We start from the raw sequence: 25,089 nt of genomic DNA, 5'->3' as shown, positions 1-25,089 counted from the left end.
CGAACAGCGCCGCGTAGGGGGCGGTGGGGACCAGCGGCGCCGCCACCTTCGCGAGAGCGGCGTCGGTGGTCACCAGCGCATCGGCCTGCAACCGGGTCAGGGCGAGGTATTCGGCAAGCGCGGTGTCGGGGCAGTCGAGCGTTTCGGCGATGTCCCAGGCGTGGCGCTGCAGGACACGGTCGCCGAGCAGGCGCGGCGCGAGCGCGCGGAAGGCGTCGAGGCGGCGCTGGGCCTCGGCGCGGTCGAGGCGGCTGGCGCGGACCTCTGCGTAGAGCGCGGCGAGCAGATGCGAGCGCAGGGCGGCGGGAGCCAGCAGCCGGTGCCCGGGATGCGGGGCCGCGCCTTCGGCAAGAAGGCGCAGCGCCGCGTCCGGGGCCAGGACGAAGCGGGTCAGAAGAAGGCCTGAAGCCCGGTCTGGGCGCGGCCGAGGATCAGCGCATGCACGTCATGCGCGCCCTCGTAGGTGTTCACGGTTTCCAGGTTCGCGGCATGGCGCATCACCCGGTAGCCGATCTGGATGCCGTTGCCGCCATGCATGTCCCGCGCCATCCGCGCGATGTCGAGCGCCTTGCCGCAGTTGTTGCGCTTGATGATCGAGATCATCTCGGGCGCGGCCTGCGCCTCGTCCAGCAGCCGCCCAACGCGCAGCGCGGCCTGGGTGCCCAGCGCGATCTCGGTCTGCATGTCGGCGAGCTTCTTCTGGTAAAGCTGCATGCCCGCCAGCGGCTTGCCGAACTGCTTGCGGTCAAGGCCATAGCTGCGCGCGGCCATCCAGCAGTCCTCGGCCGCGCCCATCACGCCCCAGGCGATGCCGTAGCGCGCGCGGTTGAGGCAGCCGAACGGGCCCTTCAGGCCCTCGACATGCGGAAGAAGCGCGTCCTCGCCGACTTCGACATCCTGCATCACCACTTCGCCGGTGACCGAGGCGCGCAGGGACAGCTTGCCCTCGATCTTCGGTGCGCTGAGGCCCTTCATGCCCTTTTCCAGCACGAAGCCGCGGATCTTGCCGCCATGCGCCTCGGACTTGGCCCAGATCACGAAGACATCGGCGAAGGGCGCGTTGGAAATCCACATCTTCGCGCCGTTCAGCACGTAGCCGCCTTCGGTCCTGCGGGCGACGGTCTTCATGCCGGCGGGGTCCGAGCCCGCCTCGGGCTCGGTCAGGCCGAAGCAGCCGATCCACTGGCCGGAGGCCAGTTTCGGAAGGTATTTCATCCGCTGCGCCTCGGAGCCGTAGGCATAGATCGGGTACATGACCAGCGAGCTTTGCACCGACATCATCGAGCGATAGCCCGAATCGACGCGCTCGACCTCGCGCGCCACCAGCCCGTAGCCAACGTAGCCCGCGCCGAGACCGCCGTATTCCTCGGGCACGGTCACGCCCAAAAGCCCGGCCTCGCCCATCTCGGCGAAGACCTCGGGCTCCGACGCCTCGGCCATGTAGGCGGCCTCGACCCGGGTCGCGAGCCGGTCCTGCGCGAAGGCGCGCGCGCCCTCGGCCAGCATCCGCTCTTCCTCGGTCAGCTGGTCGTTCAGGCGGAAGGGATCCTCCCAGCCGAAGCGGCCGAGATCCGGGGCATCCTTGGCCTTCAGTTTCGGGCGGTCGGTGACGGGCTGGTCCATGGGGTCCTCCGGTGGGCGCTGCGCTCGGCCCTTTCTAGGCCTGCGCGGGCGCGGGTTCAAATGAATAGCCCTTCCCAGTTGATGAGCGGAACTCATAGGGTGGCACCATGCGCCGCGCCTATACCCCGACCTTGCCCGAGCTTCAGGCCTTCGTGAACGCCGCCCGCAGCGGCTCGACCACCCGTGCCGCCGCGGCGCTGGGTCTGACGCAATCGGCGATCAGCCGGGCGCTCGGCAGTCTCGAGGCGCGGCTCGGGGTGCGGCTCTTCCACCGGATGCGGCAGCGGCTGGTGCTGTCGGACGCGGGCCGCGCGATGCTGGCCGATGCCGAGCGCATCCTGGCGGAACTGGACGCGGCGGCGCTGACGGTGATGTCCTTCGGCGGCCAGCCCGAGGTGATCCGCCTCGCGGTGCTGCCCTCCTTCGGCGAAAGCTGGCTGGTGCCGCGCCTCGCCGCCTTCCGGGCGCAGGCGCCGGCGGTGACCTTCGATCTGTCCGCGACCCTCGCGCCGGTCGATTTCGACCGCGGCACCCGCGACGCGCAGATCCTGCGTGGCGATTCGACGCTCTGGTCCGCGCGGCCCGGGCTGCGGGCGCAGAAGCTGCTCGACGAACGTCTGGTGACGGTGGCCGCGCCCTCGCTGATCGGCAGCGGTGAGGCGCTGGACGATGCCGGGATCGCGCGGCTGCCGCTTCTGCAGCAGGCGACGCGGCCCGAGCTTTGGCTCGACTGGTTTCGCGATGCGGGGATGGACCCGATCACCATCCTGCGGGGCCCGCGGTTCGAGCAGTTCGGCATGGTGCTGGCGGCGGCGCGGGCGGGGCTTGGCGTCGGGCTGGTGCCCGAGGTGGTCGCGGCCGAGATGCTGGCCGCGGGCAGTCTGCGCCTTGCCTCGCCGCGCCGGCTGGAAACGGCCGAGCCCTACCTCCTGGTCTGGCCCGACCGCAGCGACGAGCTTGCGGCCTTCCGCAGCTTCCGGACGGCGCTGGCCGATCCGACCTTGGTCGCGGGTGCGGCACCGGGGCCCCTGCCGGGCCTTGACCGCCCCGGGCCGGGCCGGAAGGATGCGGGCAAGGCCGGGGAGGGCTGAGCATGGGCGATATTCCGGGCGACATCGATGCGGTGCAGGCGGCGCTGGCGGGGCAGGGCTATGTCTGCGGGCGGGCGCTGGCGACGACGGCCTTCCTCGCCCTGCGCCTCGGCCGGCCGCTGTTTCTGGAAGGCGAGGCCGGCACCGGCAAGACCGAGATCGCCAAGAGCATCGCCGCCGCGCTCGGCCGCCGGCTGATCCGCCTGCAATGCTACGAAGGGCTCGACGCCGCACAGGCGGTGGCGGAATGGAACTTCGCCGCGCAGATGGTGGCGATCCGCGCCGCCGAGGCGCGCGGTCAGGTCGGCGGCGGGGCCGGCCATGTCGAGGCCGACCTCTTCTCCGAGCGCTACCTGATCGAACGCCCGCTGCTCAGCGCGATGCGCCCCCAGCCCGGCGGCGCGCCCGTGCTGTTGATCGACGAGGTCGACCGCACCGACGAGCCCTTTGAGGCCTTCCTGCTCGAAGCCCTCTCCGATTTCCAGGTGACCATCCCCGAGCTTGGCACGATCCGCGCCCCCGAACCGCCGATCGTGATCCTGACCTCGAACCGCACGCGCGAGGTGCATGACGCGCTGAAGCGCCGCTGCCTCTACCACTGGGTCGACTACCCCGACTTCGCCCGCGAGCTCGAGATCCTGCACGCCCGCGCCCCCGAGGCGACCCAGACTCTCAGCCGCGAGATCGTGGGTTTCGTCCAGCGCCTGCGCACGGAAGACCTGTTCAAGAAGCCCGGTGTCGCCGAGACCATCGACTGGGCCAAGTGCCTGCTCGCGCTCGACGTGATCTCGCTCTCGCCCGAGGTGATCTCGGACACTTTGGGCGCGCTCCTGAAATACCAGGACGACATCGCCCGCATCGAGGGCGCCCCGGCGAAGAAGCTGCTCGACGAGGTCCGCCGCGGCCTCGCCCCGGCCAGCTGATGGGCTTTCTCATTGGCCGAAATATCCCGGGGGGAGTCGCGGCCCGGCCGCGACCGGGGGGCAGCGCCCCCCCTCCGCCGCGGCCCTGCCATGGCTGACCTCACCGATCTCGCCCTGCCGGAAAACGGCCGCCTCGCCGAGAACATCGCCCATTTCGGCCGCGCGCTGCGCAAGGCGGGGCTGAAGGCCGGCCCCGGCAAGGTGCTCGACGCCGTGCGCGCGGTCGAGGCGGTGGGCTTCACCGACCGGCGCGACTTCTACCACACGCTGGCCGCGGTCTTCGTCTCGCGTCCCGAAGAGCGCGCGGTCTTCGCCGAGACCTTCCGCCTGTTCTGGCGCGACCCGCGCTATCTCGAACAGCTGATGAGCCTGATGCTGCCGGCCGTCCGCGGCACCCACGAAGAACGTGTCGCGCAGGCCGGCGCCAAGCGCGCCGCCGAGGCGCTGCTGGATGGCGCGCCGCGCGATCCGCCCGACCTGCCCGAGGCGCCCGAGGGCGAAGAGGTCGAGATTGACGCGCGCCCCTCGATGTCCGCCGAGGAACGGCTGAGGACGCTGGATTTCGAGCAGATGTCGATCGCCGAGATCGCCGAGGCCAAACGGATGATCGCGCGGCTCAGCCTGTCGGTGCCGCCGATCCTCAGCCGCCGCACCCGCGCCGGGGCGGGGGCGCTGCCCGACTGGCGCGCGACGCTGCGCGCGAGCCTGCGCACCGGCGGCGAGCCGCTGCGCTTCGCCACCCGCGCCCGCCGGGTGCGCCCGCCGGATCTGGTGGCGCTCTGCGACATCTCGGGCTCGATGTCCTCCTACAGCCGGATGGTGCTGCACTTCCTGCATGCCGCCGCCAATGCCGCCGACCGCTCGCGCGCGGGCGGCTGGGGGCGGGTCCATGCCTTCACCTTCGGCACGCGGCTGACCAACATCACCCGTCACCTTGCCGCCCGCGACGTCGACGCGGCGCTGGCCGCCGCCGGGGCCGAGGCGCAGGACTGGCAGGGCGGCACAAGGATCGGCGCCTGCCTGCATGACTTCAACCGCGACTGGTCGCGCCGGGTGCTGTCGCGGGGGGCGGTCGTGCTGCTGATCACCGACGGGCTCGACCGCGGCGATCCGGCCGAACTCGCATCCGAAATCGAGCGGCTGCACCTGTCGGCGCGCCGCCTCGTCTGGGTCAACCCGTTGTTGCGCTGGGACGGCTTCGTGCCCCGCGCCAGCGGCATCCGCGCGATCCTGCCGCATGTCGACAGCTTCCGCGCGGGTCATTCCGTCGCCTCGCTGGCGGCGCTGGGCCGCGCGCTCAGCGAGACCCGCGATGCCGGAGAAAAACCCCGGCTGATGGCGGCGATGGCCGGGCTGGGCTGAGGCACCGGCCGCCGCCTTAAGGTTCCCGAAAGAATTTGTTGCCCGGGCCGCTCGGCGGCTTTTTGCGAAAGGCGGCGATTCCGTTCACGAATCGCGGTCGGGGGAACTCCTGTGCAATGGCGCACGTTTTTCTGGCCAATATCGATAGACAAGGAGCCTACCGATGGCCCGTAAACACATCGAGAAGACGTCGGCCACGATGGTGGCGCTGCTGACCAGCGCCTCGCTCGCCGTGCCGGCCCCGCTCTGGGCGCAGGAGGCTCAGACCCAGCCGGCCGAGACCTGCGCCGACGGCAGCCCGGCGCCCTGCGCCGCGCCCGATCAGACCCAGCCGGACGCGACCCAGTCGCAGGAGGCCGCCCCCGAAGCGGCTCCCGAAGCGGCCCCCGAAGCGGCTCCGGCCGAGGAGCCTGCACCGGCCCCCGACGCGGCGCCGTCCCCCGAAAGCGATACGGCCCCGGCAGCTGACAACGCGGAGCAGCCCGCCGAGGCGGCCCCGGAGTCCGCGCCGGAAGCATCGGGCGGCGATGCGACCACTGGTGGCTCGACCGCGGGCGAGACGACGGTGGCACCGGCGCCCGATGCCGCGCCTGCCGAGGGGCCTGCCGCCGAAACTGCTCCGGAAGCGCAACCCGCCCCCGAGGCAACCGCTCCGAGCGATGCCGGCGCATCCGAGAGCCCGGCCGAAAACCCGACCGAAAGCCCGACTGCCGAACCTGCGCCCGAGCCCGCGCCGGAAGCGGCAACGGACCAGTCGTCCGGGGCCGGCACCACGACGGCGCCTGCCGAGGGCTCGGCCGCTGGGGGTTCGTCCGATGCCGCGCCGCAGTCGCTTGATGATGCGATGAAGCAGGAGATGCAGGGCGGGGCCGACGGCACGACCACGACCGAAGCACCGGCCGATGGCACAGAACCCAAGGCGGATGCCCCGGCCACGGCCGAGGGCACCGGCGACAGCTCGGGCACCGGAACGGCGGCCACCACGGACGACGGCGCCGCGGCAGAGGGCGGTGCGACGGCCGAGGCGGGCACCGATGCCGCTGCCGAACCGGTGGCCGCGGAAGAGCGTCCCGCCCAGCCCGCCGCCGAGACCGGCGCGCCGCCGGTCGCTGCCGCGCTGAGCGCCGCCGAGGATGATGCCAAGCCCGGCACCGAGGCCGCGAAGGCCGACGGCGAGGTCACCGTGTCCGAAGAGAAGGTCACGGAAGACAGCGCGCGCTCGTCCGACGAAGACTTCCAGAACCGCGTCAACGAGCGCCTGAGCGACCTCGAGAAGGCGCAGAAGGACAGCAAGAAGGACGACAAGAAGGGCGGCATCTTCTCTGGCGCGCTGTCGGATCGCGAGAAGCTTCTGCTGGGCGGGCTCGGCGTCGCCGCGGTCGGCACCATGCTGTCGAACAACCGTCAGGTCGAGCTGAACTCGGGTGACCGCATCGTGGTCGAGCGCCCCGATGGCGGCTACGAGGTGATCAAGGACGACGGCGTGCTGCTGCGCCGCCCCGGTTCGGACGTGCGCACCGAGACCTTCCGCGACGGGTCGAGCCGCACGACCGTCACCCGCGCCGACGGCTCGCAGATCGTGACGATCTACGACCCCGAGATGCGCGTCATCCGCCGCAGCCGCATCGATCCGCAGGGCGAGCGCTACATGCTGATCGACGATTCGGTGGCCTATGAGCCGGTCGATGTCTCGACCCTGCCGCGGGTCGAGCCGCGCTACGTTCCGCTGGACTCGAGCGAGGCCGAGCTGCGCCGGGCCCTGAGCCAGGAGGCTGAGATCAACCGGACCTTCAGCCTTGGCCAGATCCGCAACATCTACGAGGTGCGCAGCCTCGTGCCGGTGATCGACGTGAACGCGATCACCTTCGACACCGGCTCGGCCGCGATCAACCCGAACCAGGCGAAGGCGCTGGCCGCGCTGGGCAAGCTGATCCAGGGCTACATCGCCGAGAACCCGCGCGAGGTGTTCCTGATCGAGGGGCATACCGATGCCGTGGGCTCGGCCGCGTCGAACCTGGCGCTGTCGGACCGGCGCGCGGAATCGGTGGCGCTGGCGCTGACCGAGTATTTCGACGTGCCGCCCGAGAACATGGTGGTGCAGGGCTACGGCGAATCGAACCTGCGCGTGCAGAGCGATGGCGACGAGCGGGCGAACCGCCGCGCCGCGGTGCGCCGGATCACCGACCTGTTGAACACCGCACAGAACTGACGCGTTCCAGCGGATCCGGCGGGCGGGGCAGTGATGCTCCGCCCGTTCGCGTTTTCGGCGGGCATTTCGTAAAATGCTGCGCTGCGGCGGGGGTGACATCGGTGCACCGCGCGTACACCCCCCGTACACCCTCCCGCGGGCGCGGCTTTCGGGATCCGTTCACCTTTGGGCGCGCGAAACCGCAGGCTTCGGGTCGCGGCCGCGCCGCGGGCACGCGAGGCTGGGGCATCAGACAGGAGTTCACGATGACCCATCCCGCCCGCGTTCCCGCCGACATTTCCCGACCGATCCGCATCGAGGCGCTCGACACCGCGCTGGTCCGCGCCTGGCGGGCCGGGGCGTCCGATGCCAATGGCCAGCCGGCCGAGCGGGTGCGGGCCGAGGGGGGCGGCAATCCCTGCCGCCATTGCCTGGGCTTCGTGCCCGAGGGGGCGGAGATGCTGATCCTGGCGCATCGGCCGTTTCCCACGCCGCAGCCCTATGCCGAGCTTGGGCCGATCTTCCTCTGCGCCGAAGACTGTGCGCGTTGGGAGGGGCCGGGGTTGCCGCCGGTGCTGGGCGCGAGCCCGGATTACCTGCTGAAAGGCTACGGCCGTGATCACCGCATCGTCTATGGGACCGGCGGCGTGGTCGCCGCGGGGGCGGTCACCACGCGGGCGCAGGAGCTGCTCTCTCGGGCCGACGTGGCCTTCGTCGACATCCGCTCGGCACGGAACAACTGTTTCCTCGCGCGGGTGCGGTGACGGGTCGGGTCTGTGATCACCACACGGCATAGCGTCGCGTAATCACGGTCGATATACGGATCATTTGCCCCCCGATGCAGCGGGGCGGATGGCCGGTTGCATGGACGTGATCACGGCACCTGCCCGGTCCGGCAGCACCCTGCGACGGCGGGACGGTTGCCGAACGCCGGGGCAGGGCACATATTCCGCCTCTCAGGAGGTGGCCCATGCCCGATACCCTCGCCCCCGCCGCGGCGCCTGCCAGCCTCGGCGACCGCGCCCGCAGCGAAAGCATTCCCGAAATCGCGCTCGACTGGCACCGCGCCGGCCGCGGCGCCGCGCTGGCCACGGTGGTCGAGACCTGGGGCTCGGCCCCGCGGCCGGCGGGCAGCCAGCTGGCGGTCTCGGGTGCGGCCGAGATGATGGGCTCGGTCTCGGGCGGCTGCGTCGAGGGCGCGGTGATCGAAGAGGCGATGGCTGCCATCGCCGACGGGCAGTCGCGCCTGCTGACCTTCGGGGTCAGCGACGACGATGCCTTCGCGGTCGGGCTGGCCTGCGGTGGCACGATCCGGGTACTGGTGCAGCCGGTGACCGAGGGCGCGGGGCTGACGCCGGCGCTGCTCGAGGCACTGGTGACGGCGCGCGCGGCGCGGGCACCGGTCGCGCTGGTCACGGCGCTGGACGGGTTCGCGACGCGGCTGGTGACGCGGGCCGGGGCTGAGGCGCCGGTGGCGGCGCGGTTCCGCACCGACCGTTCGGGCGTCGAGGGCGAGGCGGAAGCGGCGGAGTTCGTCGGCCTGCACAATCCGCCCTTGCGGATGGTGGTGGTGGGCGCGGTCCATATCGCGCAGGCGCTGCTGCCGATGGCGCGGCTGGCCGGCTATGACCCGGTGCTGGTCGATCCGCGCGCGGCCTTCGGCTCGGACGCGCGGTTCCCGGGCGAGACGATCCTCGACGACTGGCCGGACGAGGCGCTGGCGGCGATCGGGCTCGATGCCCGGACCGCCGTGATCACGCTGACCCACGACCCGAAGCTGGACGATCCGGCGATCCGGGCGGCACTGGGGTCCGACATCTTCTACCTCGGCTGTCTGGGCTCGCCCCGCACCCATGCCAAGCGGGTGGCGCGGCTGCAGGCCGAGGGCGTGGCCGAGGATGTGATCGCACGCATCCATGCGCCGGTCGGGCTGGACATCGGCGCCAAGAGCCCGGGCGAGATCGCGGTCTCGATCCTGGCCGAGGTCACCCAGGTCCTGAGGCGCGGCTGATGCGCTTCGGTCCGGTGGCGCTGGCCGCGGCGGAAGGGGCGGTGCTGGCGCATTCCGCGGTGGCGGGCGCGCGGCGGATCGCCAAGGGCACGGTGCTGGGCGCGGCCGAGATCGCGGCGCTGGCGGCGGTGGGGCAGGACCCGGTGACCGTCGCGGTGCTGGAGCCGGGCGATGTCTGGGAGGACGAGGCGGCGGCGCGGCTGGCGGCGGCGCTGGTGCCCGATCCGGGCGCGGCGGGGCTGGCGGTGACGGCGGCGCATACCGGCCGGGTGAACCTGAAGGCCATGGGGCCGGGGATCGTCGAGCTGGACCCCGAGGCGGTGCTGGCGCTGAACATGGTCGATCCGGCGATCACGCTGGCGACGCTGCAGCCCTGGCAGCGGGTGACGGCGGGGACATTGGTCGGCACCGTCAAGATCATCGCCTATGCGGTGCCGGGCGCGGCGCTGGAGGCCGCGGGCCGGGCGGCGCGCGCCGCGGTGCGGATCCGGCCGGTCAGCGTCGCGGATGCGAGTCTGGTGCTGACCGCGGTGCCGGGGCAGGACCCGAAGCTGAACGCCAAGGGCCGTGCGGCGGTGACCGCGCGGTTGGCGGCGCTGGGCATCGGCCTGGCCTCGGTCGAGGAGGTCGCCCATGACGGCGCGGCGATCGCTGCGGCGCTGGGCCGCGCGCCGGGTGGCATGGTGCTGATCCTGACCGGCTCGGCCACCTCGGACCTGCGCGACGACGCGCCCGAGGCGGTGCGGCAGGCGGGGGGGACGGTCGCGCGCTTCGGCATGCCGGTCGATCCCGGCAACCTGCTGTTCCACGGCCGGCTGGGCGGGCGGCCGGTGATCGGCCTGCCGGGCTGCGCCCGCTCGCCCGCGCTGAACGGCGCCGACTGGGTGATCGAACGGCTGGCCTGCGGGCTCGAGGTCAGCGACCGCGACATCGCGGCGATGGGGGTGGGGGGGCTGCTGAAAGAGATCCCGATCCGCCCGCAGCCGCGCGAGCGGAGGGCGCCGCGCGGGAGGGCGGCGGAGTAGGCGGTCGTCGGCCGGGCGCGAGGCGAGCGTTTCGCGGCAATGGAGGTTTAAAAGGCATTCCGATCCGATAGCAGCCGTGTGAAGGGCGGAGGCCGCAGGGCTGGGTGGCGGATTGGAGAGGCGGCCTGCGGGCGCGAAGTCAGCTGCAGCACTGCGCGGCGATGGGCATCCCGATCCCGCCGCAGTCGCGCGAAGAGCGGATGCCTCGCGGCAGGTCGGAGGATGGAGTGGTTCGTGGCCTGCCTGTCCTGACGCCTGCCTGAGCGAGGGGCCGGGAAACGGACCCAGGCACAGTGCCCGGGTCAGGCCCAGAGCTGCAGGCGCCAGATCTCGATCACATCGACGGCGTCCTGCGGGGTGCGCAACGACAGTCGGTGGCATTGCCGCCCGCCCGCCGGGTCGCGTTCCAGCGCGTAGCTGCCCGGCAGCTTGCACAGCGCGAGCCAGCGCGACAGCGCGCGGGCCTGCTGCGCGGGCAGCTTCAGGCGGACCGAGACCGGAAGGTGGCTGACCGGCAGGCTGTTGACCGGCAGGCTGGCGGTGTCGGTTGCGGCAGGTGCATCATACATGGCGGATCCTCCCCGGGATGTAGACGCTGCAAAGCGGCATGAGGTTCCGTAAATTGTTGTATTCATCACGCATCTTTTAGGACGGAAGCGTGGCCGGATCGTGGCGACGCGTCCCGGGGGCCACGTTGCCGGCCACGGAATGCGGCACCGCCACATCGGGCCGTTGCCCAACGCAGGCATCTGTGGCATGACGGATTTCGAGAAAACAAAACTGGCGAGTTTAGTAATGGCCGACTACGCCCAGCGTCGCACGATGATGGTGGACACCCAGGTCCGCCCGAACGACGTGACGAAATTCCCGATCATCGAGGCGATGCTGCATGTGCCGCGCGAGGTCTTCGTGCCCGCCGCCAAGCGCGAGGCCGCCTATGTCGGCGAGAACCTCGAATTCGCGCGCGGTCGTGTCGTGCTCGAGGCACGTACGCTGGCCAAGATGCTCGACGCGCTCGACATCCAGCGTGACGCGGTGGTGCTCGACCTCGGCTGCGGGCTTGGATACTCGGCCGCGGTCCTGTCGCGGATGGCCGAGGCCGTCGTCGCCGTCGAGGAGGACGAGGCGCTGGCCGCCGAGGCGCAGTCGCTGCTGGCCTCGGAAGGGGTCGAGAACGCGGTGGTGATCGCCGGCAGCCTGGCCTCCGGTGCCGCCAAGCACGGACCCTATGACGTGATCGTGCTGGAGGGCGGGGTCGAGACCGTGCCGCAGGCGATCCTCGACCAGCTGAAGGACGGCGGCCGCATCGCCGCGCTGTTCATGGAAAAGGCGCTGGGCACCGTGAAGATCGGCCGCAAGGCCGGCGGCGCGGTCAGCTGGCACTTCTCGTTCAACGCGACCGCTCCGGTGCTGCCGGGCTTCGAAAAGGCGCGCGATTTCGTGCTGTGAACGACACCGTCGCGGGCCGGACGCCGGCCCGTGACGCCCAACGACGGCCCGATGGGCAGATCCAGAACACGTGCCGCACGGCACCCGCCGCAAGCGGCCTGGCAGGCAGAGGCAGACAGGTGACGGGCATGAGTGAAGGACGCACGCTGCGGCGATACGGACGGTTCGGGGCCTCGGCGATGGCGCTTGTCCTGGGGCTGGCCTTCGCCGCCCAGGCACAGGCCGAGACGCTGGCGGATGCGCTGGCCTCGGCCTATCGCAACTCGCACCTGCTCGAGCAGAACCGCGCGGTGCTGCGCGCGGCGGACGAGGATGCGGCCCAGGCCGTGGCGACGCTGCGCCCGGTCGTGGCCTTCATCGCCCAGACCGACTATTCCAAGACCCTGCTGACCGAGGGCTCGACCAGCCAGATTGGGCTCACCGCCTCGCTGGTGCTGTGGGACAACGGCCGCAACCGGCTGGGCATCGAGATCGCCCGCGAGTCGGTGCTGGCCACCCGCCAGGCGCTGGTGCAGGTCGAGCAGCAGGTGCTGCTTTCGGCGGTCAGCGCCTATTTCCAGGTGCGCTCGGCGCTGGAGAGCGTCTCGATCAACCAGAACTCGATCCGCGTGCTGGACGAGGAACTGCGCGCGACCTCGGACCGGTTCGAGGTCGGCGAGGTCACCCGCACCGACGTGAGCCTGGCCGAGGCGCAGCGCGCCGCGGCCCGGGCGAGCCTTGCCGCCGCGCAGGGCGATCTCGAGGTGGCGCGCGAGGCCTACAAGGCCGCGACCGGCCATTATCCGGGCAGCCTTGCCCCGGCCCCCGCCGCGCCGGCGCTGCCGCGCACGCTGGGCGAGGCCAAGTCGATCGCCCAGCGCAACCACCCCTCGATCCTCGAGGCGCAGCGGCAGGTGAAGGTGTCCGACCTGCAGGTGAAGCTGGCCGGCGCGAATTTCGGCCCCTCGGTCGATATCACCGCGCAGACCACGCTGGACGAATATTCCGACAAGAACTCGGCGGTGTCGCTGGGCCTGTCGCAGACGCTTTATGCCGGCGGCGCGGTGTCCTCGGCGCATCGCCGGGCGGTGGCCGGGCGCGACCAGTCCCGCGCGGCGCTGCTGCAGACCGGCGTCACGGTCGAGCAGAGCGTGGGCGAAAGCTGGTCGTCGATCGACGTGTCGCGGGCGCAGATCCGCGCCACGGCCGAGCAGATCCAGGCCGCGCAGGTCGCCTATGACGGCATCCGCGACGAGGCCGCGCTGGGCTCGCGCACCACGCTCGACGTGCTCGATGCCGAGCAGGACCTGCTCGACGCCCGCGCCGACCGCATCACCGCGCAGGCGAACGAGCAGATCGCGCTCTATTCGCTGCTGTCCTCGATGGGGCTGCTGACGGTGCAGCACTTGGGGCTGAACGTTCCGGTCTATGACCCGGACGCTTATTACCAGGCGGTGAAGAACGCGCCGCTGACCTCGAGCCGCGGCAAGAGCCTCGACAAGGCCCTGAAGGCAATGGGCAAGCAATAGGCGCAGGGCGGATCGCCGGGGCAGGGCGGGGGCAGGTGTTCCCGGTCGCCGGCGGCCCGCGCCGCTTCTCCGACGATGGGGGCCGCCGATGAGGGCGGCATTGCGGCCACAGCGCCACACTGTTGCCGCGGCCCTTGTTGTTTCGCTAATCCCGTCCCGCTAACCTTCCGCGAAACGGTTGAGAGGCCCGAATGTCTGACCCCCTGAGCAAGCGCGAGATCGACGATGTGCTGAGCTCGATCCGCCGGCTCGTCGCGGACGAGAAGCGCGTGGCCGACCGGGATCTGACGCAGCCGCTGGTGCTGACCCCCGCGCTGCGGGTCGAGCCGATGCCGATTCCGGCCGCCGTGGCCGCGCCGATGGCGACGCGCTCGGCGCTCAGGGCCTCGCTCGAGGAAACCATTGCCGAGCTTGAGGCCGCGGTGGCGGCCTCGTCGCGGGCCCCCGTTGCGGCCTCTGTCGCTGTCGTCGTTGCGCCCGCGGCAGGGCCTGCGTCGGCGCCGGCGCCGCTGACCGAAGACACCGCCGCGCTGGCGCGGTTCGAGGCCGAACTGGCCTCGGCGCTGGGCCGGCCGCTGCCGCCCGAGGTCGATCCCGAGGCGGAGGCCGAGGCAGAGGCGCCGCCGGCCCCCTCCAACGACCTTGCCGCCCGCATCGCCGAGGCGGCCGCGCGCGTGCGCCGCCGCGGCCCGATGCCTCCGCATGACCCCGCGACCGATGTCGAGGAAGAGGACGATCCGCGCCTGTCGCTGGAATGGGCCGCCGCCGGCGAACCGGTCGAGCCCGTGACTGACGCCGCGACTGCGGCTGCGACTGGGGCTGCGCCCGAAGCCGCGCAATCGCCCGAGCCCGTCGTGCTGCGCGTGACCGATCCCTTCCTGCCCGCCGAGCCGCCGCTGGACGACGCCGCGATGCCGGCTGCAACCGACGCGACGGCCGCAGAGGCTCCGGCCAAGGCGCCCGCGCCGCGCGGCCCGGACCTGACCGCGATCCCGGGACGCAAGCCTGCCGCAGAGCCGGACGCCGAAGCGCCCGAGACTGCCGCCCGCGACTGGCAGGACGAGCCGAAGCCGATCCGCCGTCTGCATCTGGCAGGGGGCCTCGACTGGCAGCCGCCGCCCCAGCCCTCGGCCGCGGGCGAGGGCTGGCCGCGCCCCGAGGATGCGGCGCCGGACGCGAGCCCCCGCGCGACGGGGCGCCCGCTTGAGCCCGAGCCTGCCCTTGTGCAGGAGGCCGACGAGATCGTGCCCGACGACGACCTCGTGGTCGACGAGGCGGCGCTGAAGGCCTTCGTGTCGCAGATCGTGCGCGAAGAGCTGCAGGGGGCGCTGGGCGAGCGGATCACCCACGCGGTGCGCAAGCTGGTGCGCCACGAGATCCAGCGGGCGCTGACCACCCGCGGCATGGACTGAGCGCTGCGACTAAGCACTGCACCTAGTGCCGCGACTGAGCGCTGCCCGGTGCGGTGCTTTCCGAAACTGCTTGCCGGACCCCGGAAATGCAAGACGCGCCCCGTGGGGCGCGTCCTGTGCGAGCTCTGGTCGCCGACCGGGGAGGGGCGGCGCATGAGCCGGTCTGGAAGCCGGTCTGGTCAGGCCGCTTCGGCCTCTTCCAGGGCGTGGCGGCGTTCGCTCTCTTCGCGCGACAGCGCGACAGAGGTCCGCACACCTTTCGAGACGAATTCCATCAGACCCTTCACCACCCGCTCGTTCGGGTCGATGCCGGCGCAGGACAACACTTCGCGCCCGTCGCGCGAACGCGCCCAGCGCGCGATCTGATCGGGACCGTTCCCGTATTTCTTGTCATCGGCAATCGCATCATCAAGAGCGGCGAGAACGACCGCGGCGAAAAGCTTCCGCGAACGCTGGCCTTGCTCATAGTTGAATGCGGTGCCGTCAACGAAGTCGCGCATTTCTTAATCCTTTTTTATTGCTCTTGCGTATCTGGCGTGCAGTCCGAATATCGTGTGTAGCGGTGATTCGGTGTTTCGCATTCGGCAGTCCTGATATGCAAGGCTTGCATGGCTTGACGGCGGCGCCCTTGGGAGCGGGCCACATATAGGCGCGCGCGAAAACCGATCAACCAAAGATTCGGTGTGTGCCAAACAATTGGCACGATTTTGCCGGGCAAATTCCGAATTTTTTAACGGTTTGCCGCGGGCGTTCCGGCCAGCCTGGCAAGGCCTGCGCGCAGCGCCGCGGGGTCGGTCGGTGCGGGCGGCGTGGCCAGCGCCGCGTCGAGCCGGTCATGGCTCGCCTGCCAGATCGGCAGCGCGCGGGCAAGCAGTTCGCCCCCCGCGGGCGTGAGCGCCAGCAGGCGGCTGCGCAGGTCCGCCGGGTCGCGCAGGCTGGTCAGCAGCCCGCGCCGCTCGAGCGGCTTCAGCGCGGCGGTCAGGGTGGTGCGGTCCATCGCCAGCAGCGCGGCCACGGCCCCCAGCGGCGGCGGGTCGGGCCGGTTCAGCGCCATCAGCAGCGAGAACTGGCCGTTGGTCAGCCCGACCGGTTTCAGCGCCAGGTCGAAGCGGCGGGCGAGGGTGCGGGCGGCGCGCTGCGCGGCCAGGCACAGGCAATGGTCGCGGACCTGCAGGGTGGTGGCATGGGAAACCGGCGGCGCGTCGCCGGCAGGGGAGGGGGTCTTTGACATATCGCGATTATGTTGATACCAACTCATTACGTCAAGATGAGACACCCGGACGAGACGCTGGAGCCAGACAGGAGGAGCTGCCATGGGCTACGTCGATGGATTTGTCGTGCCGGTCCCCGAATCCAACCGCGAGGCCTACCGCCGCCACGCCGAGGCCGCGGCGCCGGTCTTCCGTCGCGGGGGGATGACCCGCTTCCTCGAATGCTGGGGCGACGACGTGCCCGAGGGCAAGCGCACCGACTTCCGCCGCGCGGTGCAGGCCGTGCCGGGCGAGCAGGTGCTGTTCAGCTGGATCGAGTTCCCGGACCGCGCCACCCGCGACGCCTCGCACCGGATCACGATGGAGAGCCCCGAGGCCGAGGCGATGATGCGCGACATGCCCTTCGACGGGAAGCGGATGATCTGGGCCGGGTTCGAGGTGGTCTCGGACGCCGGTCCGGGCGGGACCGCGGGCTATGTCGACGGGATGGTGGCACCGGCGCCCTCGGACGGGCGCGGGGCCTTCGCGGCGGCGGCAGGGCGGATGGCGCCGCTGTTCCTGGGCGCGGGGGCGACGCGGGTGGTCGATTGCTGGGGGGACGTAGTGCCCGAGGGCAAGGTGACCGATTTCCAGCGCGCGGTGGCGGCCGGGGCCGATGAAACGGCGGTCTATTCCTGGATCGAATGGCCGTCGAAGGCGGTGCGCGACGCAGGCTGGGCGCAGCTGATGGCGGGGGGCGCGATGCCGGGCCCGGACGAGATGCCCTTCTGCCCGCAGCGGATGATCCACGGCGGCTTCGCGCCCATCGTCCAGGTCTGACCGCGTCCTTCGCCGGGGCCCCGGAGAGGGCCCCGTCGGTCAGCCTCGGGGGCCGCCGTGCCCGGGGGCGGCATTTTCGGTTGCGGCACGTCCGTGCGGACCGAATGGCGCGCCGTCAGGGGTAACGAGCCCTTAGGTCGACCGTAGCCCCCGTCGGGCGGCACGGCGGTGTGGAGAGCCTGCGCGACTGGGCCGCGCGCCGGCAACAGTGACGAGCCGGTTAGCGGGCGATGCTTCCCTCGGGCGGGCATGACCCTGTGGCGCGCCGGACATGGGCCGAGGGTCGGCTGGTTCGGGGGGCAATCGCCCGGTGCAACGGCGATGCGTCACCCGGCGCTGATGTCGCGCAGGGCCGCAGGCGCCGGGCCGAGCGTTGCTGCCTGCGGGGCACGGGCGCGGCATGCGCCAGGACTGGGCGTGCTTCGGGCGGGGCGGCGGCGCGCCAGAGGGCGACGACTGCACGGCCTCGACCGTCGGCCGGTGGCGGCGATAATCTCGTCAGGCCCCCGGCCCTGTGATCACGGGCCCCCGCGTGACGGGAGATGGCGCGCGCGGCCCGTCATATGGCCCTTGAGGCTGCGGGTCTCACGCGGGATCGGCGCGCCCTTCGGCCTGTTCGTCCGCCCGAACCGTGGCCTCGCCGGCGGTCAGCGGCCCCGCCGCCCGGTCGAAGCGCAGATGGGCGATGGCGTGGTTGCCGGCGCGGGTGTAGAGCGTGCCCGCCTCGCGCCCGTCCGCCATCAGGATCGGCGTGCCCGGCGCGGTCTCGGGGCCGGTGACGGTGACGGTGCGCAGGCCCTTGCGCAGCTCTGTCTTGTGCTTCATCCGCGCCGTCACCTCCTGCCCGACATAGCAGCCCTTGCGGAAATCGACGCCGTTCAGCCGCTCGAACCCGGCTTCGAGGATGTAGGTCTCGTCCGGGATCAGCTCGATGCCGGTTTCGGGCACGCAGGCCTCGACGCGGATCGCGTCCCAGTCGGTGGTCGCGGGGGCGCCCGGCGTGGCCGCATAGCGGCGCCAGCCGAGGCGCGCGTCGCGCGGGTCGGGGAAGGCGTCGACCGGCGCCTCGCCCAGGCCGCGGGCCGGGTGCAGCGGGCTGTCGGCGATGCCGACATCGGCGCGCAGGCGGTACATCGACAGGCGGCGGGCCAGCCCCTCAGCCTGGCTTGCGGCACAGTCGAGCAGCACCGCCTCGCCCTGCGGGACGAGGAAGAAATCGGCCAGGAACTTGCCCTGCGGGGTCAGCAGCGCGGCATAGACCATTCCCGCCTTCAGCCGCCGCACGTCGTTCGACACGAGGCCCTGCAGGAAGGCCTCGCGGTCGGTGCCGGTGATCTCGAAAATCCGGCGACCCTCGATCGCCTCGCCGATGGCCATGGGGGCCTCCTTGAGCATCTCTGCGGCTGATATAGGCCGCGCCGGTCCCCGGGGGGAGGTGTCAGGCGAGGAAGGTCGCCACCGCCGCCTCGAACTCGCGCGGGCGGTCGGCGTGCAGCCAATGGCCGGCCCCAGGAAGCTTGGCGAATTTCGCGTTCGGGAACAGGGCCTTGATCGCCGGACGATCCTCGGACGAGACATAGGTCGACAGCGCGCCGGTCAGGAAAAGCGTGGGCCCCTCGAAGGTGCCCTCGGTGCCGGGCCAGCTCAGGATCCGCGGCATCTCGGCGCCGAGCACCTCGAGGTTCAGCTTCCAGCGCGGCGGATCCGCCTTGAGGTCGAGCGATTGCAGCAGGAAGGCGCGGGTGCCCGGATCCTCGACGCTGGCGGCCAGCCGGCGGTCGGCTTCGCCGCGCGAGCTGAGGTTCGACAGGTCCATGTCGCGCATCGCGTGGACCAGGGGCATCTGCGTGTGCCTGTAGGCGACGGGGGCGATGTCGGCGACGATCAGCCGGCGGATCAGCTGGCCCTCGGTCAGGGCCAGCTGCATCACCGCCTTGCCGCCCATCGAATGGCCGACGACGTCGATCTGCTGGCCGGCGGGGGCGTCGACATGGGCGCGGATCACCTCGGCGATGTCGGCGGCCATCTCTTCGTAGCCGTGGCGATCGAGCCAGGGACTGTCGCCGTGATTGCGCTGGTCGAGCGTGATCACAAGCCGGTCTTCAGAAAGCCGGCGGGCGATGGCGCCCCAGTTTCGGGCCGAGCCGAAGAGCCCGTGCACGATCAGAAGCGGTGGGCGGTCGGTGGGCGAGCCATGAAGGACGGTGTTCAGCATGGGCCGGACGCTAGCGCGGGCCCCGCGGGGATGCCAGAGGGTCTTGGGGCCGCCCCGCTTGAGAATTGCCGCGATTGGCGCTAGAGTTCGCCCGTGGGGCAGAAGGGCGGATCATGGGCACGACGAGCGTGCAGCAGATGGCCGATCGTGTGGCCCAGCTTCTCGAACAGCGGTTGAGATTGCGCGGCAAGGATCTTGCGACCAAGCTGCGTCGCGGGCGACGGCTGCTGCCGCGCCGGATCCGGCGCGAGGGCGAGATCCTCGTGCGGGCGGCGCTGCAGGCGCAGGTGCCGCGGCTGTCGATGCAGATCGACCATGACCGCGTGGCGCGCGCCTACCATCAATGCATCAGCTATCTGGGGCCGCTGGGGCAGGGCGCGCGCGTGCGCGGCTATCTGCTGGACGCGGCCGCGGGCGTGGGGCTGGCACTGGTGGTGACCACGGCGCTGGTGCTGGGCATTCTGGTCTGGCGCGGCTACCTCTGAGCCGCCGCGTCGCGCCGCGTCGCCGAACTGTCCGGGAAGATCGCGCCGGATCGCAGCGCGGGCCGAGCGGCCCGCCCTTGGTCGGCCGTCCCGGCCTGCCGCGCTGCGGCATCCTGTCACAGCCCTGCTTTCGTTCGGAACCTTTCGCCACTGCCCGCGTGGGGATTGCGGGGAGGGACCGCGGAGGGCGCGGGTCCCGAAGGAAAGGACCGCGCGTGATCGGCATCATCCTGTCGCTGCTTCTGCTGATGTATCTTGCCTACCGGGGGATCTCGGTTCTGATCCTGGCGCCGCTGCTGGCGCTGCTGGCGGCGCTGCTGAGCGGGGCGCCGCTGCTGGGCAGCTACACCCAGGTCTTCATGACGGGGCTTGGCAAATACGTCACCCAGTTCTTCCCGCTGTTCCTGCTGGGCGCGATCTTCGGCAAGCTGATGGAGGCCTCGGGCTCGGCCCGGGCGCTGGCCGAGGGGATCACCGCGCGGCTCGGCCCCTCACGCAGCGCCATGGCCGTGGTGCTGGCCTGCGGGATCCTGACCTATGGCGGGGTGTCGCTGTTCGTGGTGGCCTTCGCGGTCTATCCGATCGCGGCGGCGCTGTTCGTGGCGGCGGATCATCCCAAGCGGCTGATCCCGGCGGCGCTGGCGCTGGGGTCCTTCACCTTCACGATGACCGCGGTGCCGGGGACGCCCGCGATCCAGAACGCGATCCCCTCGCCCTATTTCGGGACCGACGGCTTCGCCGCCCCGGGGCTGAGCGTGATCGCGGCGCTGATCATGTTCGCGGGCGGGGTTCTGTGGCTGAACCGGCGCATCGCGGCCGCCCATGCCGCGGGCGAGGGCTACGGCGTCGAGGACCAGTATTCGAGGGCAGGCCGCGCGGGCGAAAGCCTCGACACCCCGCGCGACCTGCCGCCGTTCTGGGTGGCGATCGCGCCGGTGGTGCTGGTGATCGCGATGAACTTCGCGATGACGCGGGTGGTGCTGCCGATGCTCGACACCTCCTACCTCGCGGACGAGGCTTACGGCGCCACCAGCTTCGACGCGGTGCGCGGGATCTGGGCGATCATCGCGGCGCTCTTCGCGGCGATCGTGCTGCTGATCGGGCTGAACTGGCGCCGGCTGGCGGGCGATCTGAAGGGCACGCTGACCGACGGGGTCGCGGGCTCGTTCCTGCCGATCTTCAACACCGCCTCCGAGGTCGGCTACGGCTCGGTGATCGCCAGCCTTCCGGCCTTCGCGGTGATCGCGGGCGGGGTGACGAGCCTCTGGCCCTCGAACCCGGTGGTGTCCGAGGCGATCGCGGTGAACGCGCTGGCCGGGATCACCGGCTCGGCCTCGGGCGGGCTCTCGATCGCGCTGGAAACGCTGGGCGAGACCTATGCGCAGATGGCGCAGGCGGCGGGGATCAGTCCCGAGCTGATGCACCGCGTGGCGGCGCTGAGCTCGGGCGGCTTCGACTGCCTGCCGCACAACGGCGCCGTGATCACGCTGCTGGCGATCACCGGGCTGAACCATCGGCAGTCGTATGGCGACATCTTCATGGTGGCGGTCGCGGTGCCGGTGCTGGCGCTGATTACCGTCATCGTGCTCGGCTCGACGCTCGGCACCTTCTGAGGAAGGGCGGGGGAGGCGCGCCTCCCCCGTCGCCGATTGGTCCTCGGACCGATGGCGGACCATCGGCGACCCCCCCTGCGCTCCCGGCCCCTGCCCAGCCGATGCGCAAAGGGCGAAGGCTCGCGCCTCCGCCCTTTCTCATTGGTTCAAATATCCCGGGGGCCCGGGGGCAGCGCCCCCGGCCTTGCCGTCACAGCGTCGGGTACATCGGGAAGCGGGCGCAGAGCGCCTTAACTTCGCCGGCGACCTTGGCCTCGACCTCGGCATTGCCGGCCTCACCGTTCGCGGCAAGCCCGTCGACGACCTCGACGATCCAGCGGGCGATCTGGCGGAACTCTTCCTCGGTGAAGCCGCGGGTGGTGCCCGCCGGGGTGCCGAGACGGATGCCCGAGGTGACGAAGGGCTTTTCCGGGTCGAACGGCACGCCGTTCTTGTTGCAGGTGATGTGCGCGCGGCCGAGCGCCGCCTCGGTCGCCTTGCCGGTCACGCCTTTCGGGCGCAGGTCGGCCAGCATCAGGTGGTTGTCGGTCCCGCCCGAGACGATGTTGATCCCGCCCTTCATCAGCTCGTCCGCCATCGCCTTGGCATTCTTGACGATCTGCGCGGCATAGTCCTTGAAGCCCGGCTTCAGCGCCTCGCCGAAGGCCACGGCCTTGGCGGCGATGACATGCATCAGCGGGCCGCCCTGCAGGCCGGGGAAGACGGCCGAGTTGATCTTCTTCGCGATCTCGGCGTCGTTGGTCAGGATCATGCCGCCACGGGGGCCGCGCAGCGACTTGTGGGTGGTGGTGGTCACGACATGGGCGTGCGGCAGCGGCGAGGGGTGCTGGCCGCCGGCCACGAGGCCCGCGATATGGGCCATGTCGACCATCAGGTAGGCGCCGACCTCGTCCGCGATCTTGCGGAAGGCTTCCCAGTCCCAGATCCGGCTGTAGGCGGTGCCGCCGGCGACGATCAGCTTCGGCTTGTGGGCCAGCGCGCTCTCGCGGATCGCCTCCATGTCCAGAAGCTCGTCCTGCTGGCGCACGCCGTAGGACACGACGTTGAACCACTTGCCCGACATGTTCACCGGCGAGCCGTGGGTCAGGTGACCGCCCGAGTTCAGGTCGAGGCCCATGAAGGTGTCGCCCGGCTGCAGCAGCGCCAGGAACACGGCCTGGTTCATCTGGCTGCCCGAGTTCGGCTGCACGTTGGCGAATTCGCAGCCGAAAAGCTCTTTCGCGCGGTCGATCGCCAGCTGTTCGGCGATGTCCACGTACTGGCAGCCGCCGTAGTAGCGCTTGCCCGGATAGCCCTCGGCGTACTTGTTGGTCATGATCGAGCCCTGCGCCTGCAGGACGGCCAGCGAGACGATGTTCTCGGAGGCGATCAGCTCGATCTCGTCGCGCTGGCGGCCGAGTTCCTTGGTGATCGAACCGAAGATCTCGGGGTCGCGGTCGGCGAGGGTCTCGGTGAAGAAGCCGGCGTCACGTTGCGGGGCGTTCATGGGCGCTCTCCCTGGCTGGCGAGGAATTTGTTCGGCTATTAGCCCAAAGGGCGGGGTGCGGAAAGGTCGGAATCCGACGCTCGGGCCGCGTGGTGCGAAAGCGGGGGCGTCGCGTGGCCGTGCCGGGCCGCGGCCGGTGCCGCGCACCTGCCCCCGCGGGGGTGCGCACCTGCCCGCGGGGGCTTGAGTTTCCCGCGCCCAGAGGAAAAGGTCGCCCGGCACCCGTTTCTTCCCCGGAGCCTGCCCGCCGTGCCCGATCGCCCCCGCACCATCGCCTTCCTCGCGTCCGAGACCGAGGTGGCGCAGCAGGCGCTGCGGCGGCTGACCGCGCGCCATGGCCAGGCCGCCCCCGAGACGGCCGACGTGATCGTCGCGCTGGGCGGCGACGGCTTCATGCTGCAGACCCTGCATGCGATCGAGGCCTTCGACCGCCCGGTCTATGGCATGAACTGCGGCACCATCGGCTTCCTGATGAACGAATACCTCGAAGAGGGCCTGCCCGAGCGGCTGGCGGAGGCCGAGGAAGAGGTGATCCATCCGCTGCGGATGCGGGTGGGCGATGTCGCCGGCGGCCGGCACGAGGCGCTGGCGATCAACGAGGTCGCGCTGCTGCGCGCGGGGCCGCAGGCCGCCAAGCTGCGGGTCAGCGTCGACGGCAAGGTGCGGATGGAGGAGCTGGTCTGCGACGGGGCGCTGGTCTCGACCCCCGCGGGCTCGACCGCCTACAACTATTCGGCGCATGGGCCGATCCTGCCGATCGGCTCGGACGTGCTGGCGCTGACCGCGATGGCGGCGTTCCGGCCGCGGCGCTGGCGCGGCGCGATCCTGCCGCGCACCGCGCTGGTGCGCTTCGACGTGCTCGAGCAGGAGAAGCGCCCGGTGATGGCCGATGGCGACAGCCGCCATTCGGTGCGCGACGTGGCCTGGGTCGAGGTCACGACCGAGACCCGGATCCGCCACCGCATCCTGTTCGATCCCGGTCACGGGCTGGAAGAGCGTCTGACCCGCGAGCAGTTCGTCTGAGCAGCCCGCCGGGGGCCGCCCGCCGGGGGCCGCCCGCCGCGGGGCATGGGCCCCCGAAGTGCGGTCCTGTTTCGGGGCGCTATTTCTGCGGCGCGTGCTCGGCGGCCGCTTCGGCGCCCGCGCTGCCCTCGGCATCGTCGCGTTGCGGGCGCGCCCAGGCCTCCATCTTGCGGTAGAGGGTCGAGGGGGCGACGTCGAGGATCCGCGCGGCGCGGGTGACCGAGCCCTTGGCATGGGCGATGGTCGCCTCGATCACCTGGCGCTCGATCTCGGTCATCGACAGGCCGACCAGCGCCGAGACCGCGGCCTGCAGCGGCGGCGGTTCGGGCGTGGCGGCGACCGGCGGCGCCGGCGGTTCCAGCATCGCGGCCGGGAGATGCGCGACGCCCAGCTCTGCCGCGTCGTGGAAGGTCGCACTGCGCAGCACGATCGCCACCAGCTCGCGCAGGTTGCCGGGCCAGGTGTAGCGCAGGAACACCTCGCGCGCCTCGGCCGAGATCCGGCGCGGGCCGCGGCCCTGTTCGCGCAGGGTGCGGGCCAGGCAGGCCTCGGCGATGGCGAGGATGTCCTCGCCGCGCTCGCGCAGCGGCGGCAGCGCCAGCGGCAGGACGTTCAGGCGGTAGTACAGGTCTTCGCGCAGCCGGCCGGCCGCGACCGCCTCGCGCAGGCCGGGCCCGGCGGTGGCGATGATCCGCACCGGCGCTGCGCCGCCCGGGAACGGCTCGCTCGCGGTCAGGTGCAGTAGGCGGGTCTGCAGCCCCATCGGCGCCTCGTCGAGGTTCTCGATCAGCAGGGTGCGGGGCGTGGTCGTGGCGGCGGCCTCGGACGGCAGCGCCTCGTCCAGATGCTCGACCGAATGCGGGTCGGCGCCATCGACGGTGATCAGCGGCTGTACATCGCCCGAGCGGGCATGGATCGTGGTCGCGATCAGCGTCTTGCCGGTGCCGCTTTCGCCGGTGATCAGCACCGGCTGCGGCGCCCGGCTGAGCAGGGGCAGGGTTTCCAGAAGCGGCTGCATCGCGGCCGAGCGGGCGATGATCTCCGGCAGGCGGTGCGGCGCGCGGTGGGGCCGGGTCTCGACCTTGCGCCCGCCGAGGGCGGCATCGATCGCGTCGAGCAGGCGCATGTCGTCGAAGGGCTTCACGAGGAAGTCCTGCGCGCCAGCCCGCAGCGCCTCGACCGAGACGCGGGCCGAGGTTTCGGCGGTGATGATCAGCACCGGGACCGTCGGCAGGGCGGCGATCATCTCGCGCAGCAGGCCGAGCCCGCGCGCATCGGGCAGCGACAGGTCGAGCAGGGTCAGCAGCGGCGTCCGCCGGCGGATCGACTCGCGGGCATCGGCGGCGGTGCCGACGCTTTCGACCGGGTGGCCGCCCGATTGCAGGATCGCCTCGTAAAGCTGGCGCAACGAGGGAATGTCTTCGACCAGAAGGATCCGCCCCGGCCCGCCCCCGCGAAGTGGATCCGCGGGGCCGCGCAGGGGGCTTCCCTGTCGACCGGGTATCGCGCCTGCGCCCGTCATGCCGTCATTCCCCGCCGTCGCCGGTCCCCACGCACCGGACCCTGAAGTTCACGCCCGGGGCGCTCCGGAAGTCCCCTGACCGGATGCCCTGTAGGGACAGGATATTCCAACCCGGCCCCTCCG

At 71.6% G+C, this 25,089-nt stretch carries 23 protein-coding genes; 15 read left to right on the top strand and 8 right to left on the bottom strand.

Annotation, left to right across the window (positions count from 1 at the left end):
- Positions 1-160: 160 nt before the first annotated feature.
- Entirely contained in the window at positions 161-406 is a 246-nt protein-coding gene (locus V8J36_RS06940; RefSeq protein ID WP_336466552.1) for a hypothetical protein, read from the top strand.
- On the opposite strand, the gene V8J36_RS06935 is transcribed toward V8J36_RS06940, so the two are convergent.
- Complete coding sequence (locus V8J36_RS06935; protein WP_336466551.1) at positions 391-1,623, bottom strand: acyl-CoA dehydrogenase; 1,233 nt, start codon at positions 1,621-1,623, stop codon at positions 391-393. The two genes, V8J36_RS06940 and V8J36_RS06935, sit on opposite strands and share 16 nt — an antisense overlap.
- 107 nt (positions 1,624-1,730) lie before the next feature.
- Between V8J36_RS06935 and V8J36_RS06930 the strand changes: the two genes are divergently transcribed.
- From V8J36_RS06930 to V8J36_RS06900, 7 genes are all read left to right on the top strand, one after another.
- A complete protein-coding gene (locus V8J36_RS06930; protein ID WP_336466550.1) occupies positions 1,731-2,714 on the top strand; it encodes a LysR substrate-binding domain-containing protein in 984 nt (327 codons plus the stop codon).
- Positions 2,715-2,716: 2 nt separating this feature from the next.
- Positions 2,717-3,637, top strand: a complete 921-nt coding sequence (locus V8J36_RS06925; protein WP_336466549.1) for an AAA family ATPase — start codon at positions 2,717-2,719, stop codon at positions 3,635-3,637.
- A gap of 90 nt (positions 3,638-3,727) precedes the next feature.
- Positions 3,728-4,999 carry a vWA domain-containing protein gene (locus V8J36_RS06920; protein ID WP_336466548.1) on the top strand — a complete coding sequence of 424 codons (1,272 nt, stop codon included), beginning with the start codon at positions 3,728-3,730 and terminating at the stop codon, positions 4,997-4,999.
- Between the two features lie 163 nt (positions 5,000-5,162).
- Positions 5,163-7,208 (top strand): OmpA family protein, encoded by a 2,046-nt coding sequence (locus tag V8J36_RS06915; protein WP_336466547.1) that lies wholly within the window; start codon positions 5,163-5,165, stop codon positions 7,206-7,208.
- Between the two features lie 245 nt (positions 7,209-7,453).
- Positions 7,454-7,951 carry a DUF1203 domain-containing protein gene (locus tag V8J36_RS06910; protein WP_336466546.1) on the top strand — a complete coding sequence of 166 codons (498 nt, stop codon included), beginning with the start codon at positions 7,454-7,456 and terminating at the stop codon, positions 7,949-7,951.
- A 206-nt stretch (positions 7,952-8,157) separates the two neighbouring features.
- The gene (locus V8J36_RS06905) at positions 8,158-9,198 is read left to right on the top strand and encodes an XdhC family protein (protein ID WP_336466545.1); all 1,041 of its coding nucleotides are present in this window, start codon (positions 8,158-8,160) and stop codon (positions 9,196-9,198) included.
- Positions 9,198-10,223, top strand: a complete 1,026-nt coding sequence (locus V8J36_RS06900; protein ID WP_336466544.1) for a molybdopterin biosynthesis protein — start codon at positions 9,198-9,200, stop codon at positions 10,221-10,223. Before V8J36_RS06905 ends, V8J36_RS06900 begins: the two co-directional genes overlap by 1 nt.
- Positions 10,224-10,525: 302 nt before the next feature.
- Here V8J36_RS06900 and V8J36_RS06895 read toward each other — a convergent pair whose 3' ends face one another.
- A complete protein-coding gene (locus tag V8J36_RS06895; protein ID WP_336466543.1) occupies positions 10,526-10,792 on the bottom strand; it encodes a hypothetical protein in 267 nt (88 codons plus the stop codon).
- Between the two features lie 226 nt (positions 10,793-11,018).
- Here V8J36_RS06895 and V8J36_RS06890 point away from each other — a divergent pair, with 226 nt between their 5' ends.
- From V8J36_RS06890 to V8J36_RS06880, 3 genes are all read left to right on the top strand, one after another.
- A complete protein-coding gene (locus V8J36_RS06890; RefSeq protein WP_336466886.1) occupies positions 11,019-11,672 on the top strand; it encodes a protein-L-isoaspartate O-methyltransferase family protein in 654 nt (217 codons plus the stop codon).
- A 128-nt stretch (positions 11,673-11,800) separates the two neighbouring features.
- The gene (locus tag V8J36_RS06885) at positions 11,801-13,180 is read left to right on the top strand and encodes a TolC family outer membrane protein (protein ID WP_336466542.1); all 1,380 of its coding nucleotides are present in this window, start codon (positions 11,801-11,803) and stop codon (positions 13,178-13,180) included.
- Between the two features lie 191 nt (positions 13,181-13,371).
- Positions 13,372-14,592 (top strand): hypothetical protein, encoded by a 1,221-nt coding sequence (locus V8J36_RS06880; protein ID WP_336466541.1) that lies wholly within the window; start codon positions 13,372-13,374, stop codon positions 14,590-14,592.
- A gap of 179 nt (positions 14,593-14,771) precedes the next feature.
- Here the strand turns inward: V8J36_RS06880 and V8J36_RS06875 are convergent, their stop codons facing one another.
- Both V8J36_RS06875 and V8J36_RS06870 read right to left on the bottom strand, forming a co-directional pair.
- Positions 14,772-15,092, bottom strand: coding sequence for a DUF6280 family protein (locus V8J36_RS06875; protein WP_336466540.1), 321 nt, complete (start codon positions 15,090-15,092; stop codon positions 14,772-14,774).
- Between the two features lie 230 nt (positions 15,093-15,322).
- Entirely contained in the window at positions 15,323-15,823 is a 501-nt protein-coding gene (locus V8J36_RS06870) for a MarR family winged helix-turn-helix transcriptional regulator (RefSeq protein WP_336466539.1), read from the bottom strand.
- An 82-nt stretch (positions 15,824-15,905) separates the two neighbouring features.
- On the opposite strand from V8J36_RS06870, the gene V8J36_RS06865 reads away from it, so the two are divergent.
- Positions 15,906-16,622 carry a DUF1428 domain-containing protein gene (locus V8J36_RS06865; RefSeq protein ID WP_336466538.1) on the top strand — a complete coding sequence of 239 codons (717 nt, stop codon included), beginning with the start codon at positions 15,906-15,908 and terminating at the stop codon, positions 16,620-16,622.
- Positions 16,623-17,207: 585 nt separating this feature from the next.
- Here V8J36_RS06865 and ygfZ read toward each other — a convergent pair.
- Together ygfZ and V8J36_RS06855 are read right to left on the bottom strand one after the other, a co-directional pair.
- On the bottom strand, positions 17,208-17,999 hold the full coding sequence (gene ygfZ / locus V8J36_RS06860; RefSeq protein WP_336466537.1) for a CAF17-like 4Fe-4S cluster assembly/insertion protein YgfZ: 792 nt from the start codon (positions 17,997-17,999) through the stop codon (positions 17,208-17,210).
- A gap of 61 nt (positions 18,000-18,060) precedes the next feature.
- Entirely contained in the window at positions 18,061-18,837 is a 777-nt protein-coding gene (locus V8J36_RS06855; RefSeq protein ID WP_336466536.1) for an alpha/beta fold hydrolase, read from the bottom strand.
- A gap of 113 nt (positions 18,838-18,950) precedes the next feature.
- On the opposite strand from V8J36_RS06855, the gene V8J36_RS06850 reads away from it, so the two are divergent.
- Together V8J36_RS06850 and V8J36_RS06845 are read left to right on the top strand one after the other, a co-directional pair.
- Positions 18,951-19,322, top strand: a complete 372-nt coding sequence (locus V8J36_RS06850; RefSeq protein ID WP_336466535.1) for a hypothetical protein — start codon at positions 18,951-18,953, stop codon at positions 19,320-19,322.
- A 215-nt stretch (positions 19,323-19,537) separates the two neighbouring features.
- On the top strand, positions 19,538-20,935 hold the full coding sequence (locus tag V8J36_RS06845; protein WP_336466534.1) for a GntP family permease: 1,398 nt from the start codon (positions 19,538-19,540) through the stop codon (positions 20,933-20,935).
- A 190-nt stretch (positions 20,936-21,125) separates the two neighbouring features.
- Here the strand turns inward: V8J36_RS06845 and glyA are convergent, their stop codons facing one another.
- Positions 21,126-22,421 (bottom strand): serine hydroxymethyltransferase, encoded by a 1,296-nt coding sequence (gene glyA, locus V8J36_RS06840; RefSeq protein WP_336466533.1) that lies wholly within the window; start codon positions 22,419-22,421, stop codon positions 21,126-21,128.
- A gap of 249 nt (positions 22,422-22,670) precedes the next feature.
- On the opposite strand from glyA, the gene V8J36_RS06835 reads away from it, so the two are divergent.
- Complete coding sequence (locus V8J36_RS06835; protein ID WP_336466532.1) at positions 22,671-23,444, top strand: NAD kinase; 774 nt, start codon at positions 22,671-22,673, stop codon at positions 23,442-23,444.
- A 79-nt stretch (positions 23,445-23,523) separates the two neighbouring features.
- Here the strand turns inward: V8J36_RS06835 and V8J36_RS06830 are convergent, their stop codons facing one another.
- The gene (locus tag V8J36_RS06830; RefSeq protein ID WP_336466531.1) at positions 23,524-24,966 is read right to left on the bottom strand and encodes a sigma-54-dependent transcriptional regulator; all 1,443 of its coding nucleotides are present in this window, start codon (positions 24,964-24,966) and stop codon (positions 23,524-23,526) included.
- Positions 24,967-25,089: the final 123 nt, after the last annotated feature.

Origin of the sequence: Frigidibacter sp. MR17.14 (assembly GCF_037095735.1) — a bacterium.
Lineage (GTDB): Bacteria > Pseudomonadota > Alphaproteobacteria > Rhodobacterales > Rhodobacteraceae > Frigidibacter.
This window is presented reverse-complemented; position numbering and strand designations above follow the sequence as displayed.